General features: G+C 69.3%; 7 protein-coding genes and 1 pseudogene. 5 read left to right on the top strand and 3 right to left on the bottom strand.

Features of this window, described 5'->3' with window-relative positions:
* Positions 1–21: 21 nt before the first annotated feature.
* Positions 22–305: pseudogene (locus ID132_RS15505) on the top strand (AAA family ATPase); the annotation flags it as partial.
* A 124-nt stretch (positions 306–429) separates the two neighbouring features.
* The gene (locus ID132_RS15500; protein ID WP_459562437.1) at positions 430–732 is read left to right on the top strand and encodes a hypothetical protein; all 303 of its coding nucleotides are present in this window, start codon (positions 430–432) and stop codon (positions 730–732) included.
* 29 nt (positions 733–761) lie between these two features.
* Here the strand turns inward: ID132_RS15500 and ID132_RS05450 are convergent, their stop codons facing one another.
* The gene (locus tag ID132_RS05450; RefSeq protein WP_193128060.1) at positions 762–1328 is read right to left on the bottom strand and encodes a nitroreductase family protein; all 567 of its coding nucleotides are present in this window, start codon (positions 1326–1328) and stop codon (positions 762–764) included.
* 117 nt (positions 1329–1445) lie between these two features.
* Here ID132_RS05450 and ID132_RS05445 point away from each other — a divergent pair, with 117 nt between their 5' ends.
* Positions 1446–2801 (top strand): serine hydrolase domain-containing protein, encoded by a 1356-nt coding sequence (locus ID132_RS05445; protein ID WP_193128059.1) that lies wholly within the window; start codon positions 1446–1448, stop codon positions 2799–2801.
* On the opposite strand, the gene ID132_RS05440 is transcribed toward ID132_RS05445, so the two are convergent.
* Together ID132_RS05440 and ID132_RS05430 are read right to left on the bottom strand one after the other, a co-directional pair.
* Positions 2798–3235 carry a hypothetical protein gene (locus ID132_RS05440; RefSeq protein ID WP_125107513.1) on the bottom strand — a complete coding sequence of 146 codons (438 nt, stop codon included), beginning with the start codon at positions 3233–3235 and terminating at the stop codon, positions 2798–2800. The two genes, ID132_RS05445 and ID132_RS05440, sit on opposite strands and share 4 nt — an antisense overlap.
* 811 nt (positions 3236–4046) lie before the next feature.
* Complete coding sequence (locus ID132_RS05430; protein ID WP_193128057.1) at positions 4047–4883, bottom strand: exodeoxyribonuclease III; 837 nt, start codon at positions 4881–4883, stop codon at positions 4047–4049.
* A 39-nt stretch (positions 4884–4922) separates the two neighbouring features.
* Between ID132_RS05430 and pyrE the strand changes: the two genes are divergently transcribed.
* Positions 4923–5474: an orotate phosphoribosyltransferase gene (gene pyrE / locus ID132_RS05425; RefSeq protein ID WP_193128056.1), complete on the top strand. Its 552-nt coding sequence runs from the start codon at positions 4923–4925 to the stop codon at positions 5472–5474.
* 2 nt (positions 5475–5476) lie between these two features.
* Positions 5477–5956: a septum formation family protein gene (locus ID132_RS13695; RefSeq protein ID WP_193128055.1), complete on the top strand. Its 480-nt coding sequence runs from the start codon at positions 5477–5479 to the stop codon at positions 5954–5956.
* Positions 5957–5963: the final 7 nt, after the last annotated feature.

Here is a 5963-nt window from a genome sequence, read left to right as displayed (position 1 = left end):
CTCGCGAAGGCGCTCGCCGAGCTGCTCTTCGACGACGAGCACGCCATGGTGCGCATCGACATGTCGGAGTACGGCGAGAAGCACTCGGTTGCACGGCTCGTCGGTGCCCCTCCGGGATACGTCGGCTACGAGCAGGGCGGCCAACTCACCGAGGCCGTGCGGCGACGCCCGTACTCGGTCNCGACGAGATCGAGAAGGCGCATCCCGAGGTATTCGATGTGCTGCTGCAGGTGCTCGACGACGGTCGCCTGACCGACGGCCAGGGCCGCACGGTCGACTTCCGGAACACGATCCTGATCCTGACCTCGAACCTCGGCTCGCAGTTCCTCATCGACCCGCAGCTCAGCCCCGAGCAGCAGCGCGAGGAGGTGCTCGGCGTGGTGCGCAAGGCGNAAGCCCGAGTTCCTCAACCGCCTCGACGAGATCGTCGTGTTCGACGCCCTCTCGAGCGACCAGCTCGCCCGCATCGTCGGCTTCAACATCCGCACCCTCGAGGCCCGGCTCGCCGAGCGTCGACTGCGCATCGACGTCGACGAGGATGCGCGCGAGTGGCTCGCCGAGCGCGGCTACGACCCGATCTACGGCGCCCGACCGCTGCGTCGCCTGATGCAGCACGAGATCGACGACCGGCTCGCCCGGGCGATCCTGGCGGGAGAGGTGCACGACGGCGATACCGTCAAGGTGCGCGTCGCCTCGGACCACAACTCCCTCCAGCTCGACACCGTCCGGTAGTGCCCTCNAAACCGACCACTCAACTGCTTTTAGTCGCGGACTAGGACGATTTCTTCGACCGGCTTGCGGGCGCGGGGAGCGGCGTCGCGCTCGCGGATCTTCTCGGGGATCTCCTCCGAGTCGACGAAGCGGCCGAGCGCGACCGCGGTGACGATCTCGTAGCCCTCGGGAATCTCGAACTCGAACTTCGCGACGTCGAAGCCGGTCATCTGGTGCACGTCAATGTCGAGCGCCTCGGCCTGGAACGTGAGGTGGGCGACGGCCTGCCCGAGGTCGTAGTACGCGGTCGGGACGGGCTCACCCTCGCGCTCGACCTGCGCGAGCGTCAGCACGAGTGCCGAAACGCGCTCGGCCCACGCCTGGTTGAAGGGCAGCAGCCCGTCGAGGATGTGCTGGAACGTGTCGGTGCCGCGGCGACCCGAAATGAACGCCCACGGCTGGTAGTTGAACGCCGACGGCGACCAGCGCGCGGCCTCGAACAGCGTGCGCATCTGCTCGCGGTCGAGCTCGAAGCTCGAATCGAAACCGCGGGGGCTCCAACGGTCGGCGAGGAGGCCGTGAATCGGTCGGGTGGTCTCATTGCGAGGGGTCGACATGCGAGTCCTTTCGAATCGAACGAGCGCAAGCGTAGTCACGCAATGCCTCGCGTCGAAGCAGCATTCCGCCGCATGACGTTCACGCGCACCTCACCTGCGCGTGGCACGATTTATGGGATGCGCAGAACGAACCTTGCCTGGCGGGCCGCCATCGCGGCCGGCGTCGCTGCGGTCTTTGCGCTCACCGCCTGCGTCGGCACGGCCCTGCCCGGCCCGACGGCCGTGCCGCTGCGCCCGACCGAGTCGGCGAGCTTCGAAACCGACGACCTCACCGACCTGATGAACCAGCTCACCGACGCGGGCGCGCCCGCCGTGACCATCGAGGTGCGCGATGGCGACGAGGTCTGGACGAGCGCGGTCGGCGTGCAGTCGAGCAACAGCGAGTTGCCGGCGAGCGCGAGCAACACCTCGCGCGTCGCGAGCGTGACGAAGCCCATGGTTGCGACGATGATCCTCCAGCTCGTCGACGAGGGGGAGCTCACGCTCGACACCGATGTTGAGGACGTGTTGCCGGGCGTCGTCGGCGGGCGCGAGGTCACCGTCGAGCAGCTGCTGCAGCACACCTCGGGCATGCCCGACTACGTCGAGGCACTCGCGCTCGGCGACCCAACGCAGATCCTCAACGTGCTCGACAACGGTCGCACGCAGCAGGAACTCGTCGACCTCGCCCTCAGCCAGCAGTGGCGCTTCGACCCGGGCACCAGCTGGGAGTACTCGAATTCGAACTACGTCGTGCTCACGATGCTGCTCGAGGAAATCACCGGCAACTCGCTCGACGAGGAGCTCGCCACCCGCATCACGACACCGCTCGGCCTCGTCAACACGAGCATCCCCGACGGCGCTTCGATGCCGTCGAACTCGCTGCACGGCTACGTCGTCGAGTCGGGCCTTTCGATCGACGTGACGAAGCAGGATGCGTCGCTCTGGAACGGCGCCGGCGCCGTCGTGTCGACCCCCGCCGACGTGAACACGTTCATGCGCGCGCTCCTCACCGGGCAGGTGCTGCCCCCGCAGCTCGTCGGCTACATGCTGCGGCTCAACGACGAGGGCTATGGCCTCGGCATCCAGGCGCGCGAAGACAAGTGCCCGGCCAGCGACGCGACGATGATCAACTCCGAGCAGGTCGATCCGACGATCGCGCCGAACGCGACGGCGACCCCGACCTTGACGGAAGGGGTCGCGGCCGCCCCGAGCCCGAGCATCCCCGCCAGCTGGCCAGACGCGCCCGACGACGGCTCGGGCAGTGTGATCGAGGACGACCTCGGCACCATCGGCGTGCAGATCGGCGAGCCCGGGATGGTCTACGGCCACCTGGGTTCGGGCCTCGGCTACCGCGCGCTCACGCTGTCGAGTCCGGACGGGCTGCGGCAGGTGACGGTGTTCTGGACCGCCTCCGAGATCAACCAGGACAACGACGAGCGCGTGCACCTCGCCTATGACATTGCGGATGCGGCGCTCGCGCGCGACTGCTAGTGCAGGTCGATCGTCAGGGTCGCGCTGTCGAAGTCGTCGCCCGTGACGGTGGCCGTCGCGAGCTCGGTCTCGAAGCTGAGGTCGTACGGGCCCTGCAGGATCGCCGGGAACTCGAGCGCGCCGACGCCGACGCTCGAGAGCAGGCACGACATGTTCGCGTAGTGGGCGTTGCCCTCGCCACCCTCGACCTCGCCATCGGCGACGTACTCGAGGTGGTTCGCGTCGGTGACGGTGGTGAAGTTCGCGACGTCGGCCTCGCTGCCCGGTTCGGCGGTGCAGCCGCGCACCGCGCTCGCGAGGCGCTCGGAGTCGGTGTTCGGGCCGGTGAATGCGCCGATGCCAACGCTGACACCCGCGCCCACCGCGATGCCGGCAACCGCGGCGATGGTCATGCCGAGCACGCCGAAGCGGCGCGTCGTGGTCGATTCGGTCATGACTGCGCCACCTTCAGCTCGCCGGATTCGGGGTCGAGGTGCACCGTAAAGCCGCCGATCGTGGCGGGCTCCTCGAGCGTCGCGAGGTAGTCGACGTAGGTCTGCCCCTCGGGTTCGGCGCCGAGTTCGTAGAGCACGCAGGCGCCGTCGCCGGCAAACCGGCCGGCGTCCGACACCGCGGCCGGCGCGTGCACCACGAGCTCGCTGTCGCTGAGCTCGTAGTTGCCCTCGCCGAGCGAGCACTTTGCGGGGATGCCTGCGAGCGCCGACGGCTGGTTCAGGGCCTGGATGCCGTACACCGCTCCCGCGCCGAGTACGAGCCCGACGACGCCGATGCCGATGAGGGCGGGCAGGCCGACACCGCGGCGCTTGCTGGTGGGCGCCGGCTTGCTCGCCTGCGCAGGCTGAGTTGNCGGATGCGCTCGCGGCGGGCCGCGCATTGGTCGCGACGGGGCCTGCCGATGTCGTCGACGAGTTCGTGGTGACCGGATGCGGCGCGGGCAGCTCTCCGTTCGTGTCGGCCGGAGCATCGGCCGACCAGGGCACGACGCGTGCCTGTGCCACGACGTGGTGGCGGCCATCCGGCGACGGCAGCGGGCCCGGAGCGGGCGCAGCGGGCGCAGGCGAAGCAGCGGGGGCAGGTGCGGGTGTGGCCGGTGCGGCGGGCGCGGCGCGGGGAGCCTCGCGCGGCTCCTCGAACCCCGGGGAATTCCCGATCGGCGGCAACAGTGGCATGGTCATGGAACTATCCAAGCGGGCGCGGGCCGTCGGCGCATCACCGCGACGGATGAGCGCAGATCGGCCAAGCGCGCTAGAAGATCATCGGGGCGTCGTCGTCGAGTGCGGTGTCGATGTCGAGCTCAACCACGACGGGCACGTGGTCGCTCGGGCCGTCGCCCTTGCGCTCGTCGCGCGCGATCCAGGCGTCGACGACGAGCTCGTCGAACTCGGGCGTACCGAGGATGAAGTCGATGCGCATGCCCTCGTTACGGGGGAACCGAAGCTGCTGGTAGTCCCAGTAGGTGTAGCCCTCGACGCCACGGCTGCGCAGCGCGTCGATGAGCCCGTCGTCGAGGAACGCCTGAAATGCGTCGCGCTCGGGCTTCGTGACGTGGGTGCGGCCCTCGAAGAACTCCATGCTCCACACGTCGTGATCTTCGGGCGCGATGTTGAAGTCGCCCATGATCGCGAGCGGCTCGCCCGGGTGCGAGTCGCGGCGCGCTGCCACCGAGCGGCGCAGCGCCGCGAGCCACTCGAGCTTGTAGGGATAGTGCGGGTTGTCGATCTCGCGGCCGTTCGGCACGTAGAGCGACCAGAGGCGCACACCCTCGATCGTGACGCCGAGCGCGCGGGCCTCGATGGGCAGCGAGCCGTCGTCGAGCGGCTTGCCGAAGCCCGGTATGTCGGCGAAGTCGTGCACGACCTCCTCGATCGGCAGGCGCGAGGCGAAGGCGACGCCGTTCCACTGGTTCTTGCCGTAGGCGATGACCTCGTAGCCCGCCTGCTCGAACTCCTCGTAGGGGAACTGCTCGGGCTTGCACTTAATCTCTTGCATCGCGAGCACGTCGATGTCGGCGTGCTGGAGGTAGTCGACGACGCGGCCCTTGCGGGTGCGGATGGAGTTGACGTTCCACGTGGCGATGCGCATGGCTCTACCGTATCGGCCTTGGCCGGTACGCTTGGTCACGTGACCGACGCGCGTACTCAGCTCATTCAGCTCATCTCCGACGAGGCCGTTTTCCACGGGGACTTCACCCTCACGAGCGGCAAGAAGGCGAGCTATTACATCGATCTGCGCAAGCTTTCGCTTGACCACCGCGCTGCGCCGCTGATCGGCCAGGTGCTGATCGACCTCGTCGCCGAGTTCGAGCCGGATGCGGTGGGCGGCCTGACAATGGGCGCCGACCCGCTCGCGAACGCGGTGCTGCACCAGTCGGTCGCGCAGGGCGCACCGATCAACGCGTTCGTCGTGCGCAAGGAGCCGAAGGACCACGGCCGCGGCAAGCAGGTCGAGGGGCCCGACGTCGACGGCAAGCGCGTCGTCGTGCTCGAGGACACCTCGACGACCGGCGGCTCGCCGCTCGCCGCCGCCGCCGCGCTCGAGAAGGCCGGGGCGACTGTCGTCGGCGTCTGCACCATCGTCGACCGCGCGACCGGCGCGGGTGAGCGCATCGAGGAAGCGGGCTACCCGTACCGCTACGCGATCGGGCTCGACGACCTCGGCCTCCCCGAGTCGTAACCGTGGCCGCGGGCCGGCGCGGCATCGCGATCGCCGCCGCCGTGGTGGTGCTCCTCGTGGGTGCCGCCGTCGGCTGGCTCTGGCGACCGCTCGGCGTGCCCGAGGCCTCGCCGACGCCGACCCCCACCGAGACGCCGAGCATCTTCGAGGCCGAGGCGGGCACGTGCGTCGCCGAGTTCGACGATGCCTGGCAGCTCGAGTTTGACGAGGTGCCGTGCTCGCAGCCGCACGCCGCCGAGGTGTTCGGCACGGTCGACGTGACCGACTACGTCGACGCCGGTGCCGACTGGCCCGGCGATGACGCGCTCGCGGACTGGGCCGTGCTCGCGTGCGAGGGCCTCGACGACTACCCGAGCGACATCACCGAACTGCAGGTGCGCTGGCCTCTCGAGGAAGACTGGGCCGCCGGCGAGCGCAACTACGTCTGCTTCTCGGTGACCGACGAGGCGGCCGCAACGCCCTCCGCCACACCAACGCAGTAGCCCGCGT

It is taken from the genome of Gulosibacter sediminis, assembly GCF_014904065.1.
Taxonomy (GTDB): domain Bacteria; phylum Actinomycetota; class Actinomycetes; order Actinomycetales; family Microbacteriaceae; genus Gulosibacter; species Gulosibacter sediminis.
This window is presented reverse-complemented; position numbering and strand designations above follow the sequence as displayed.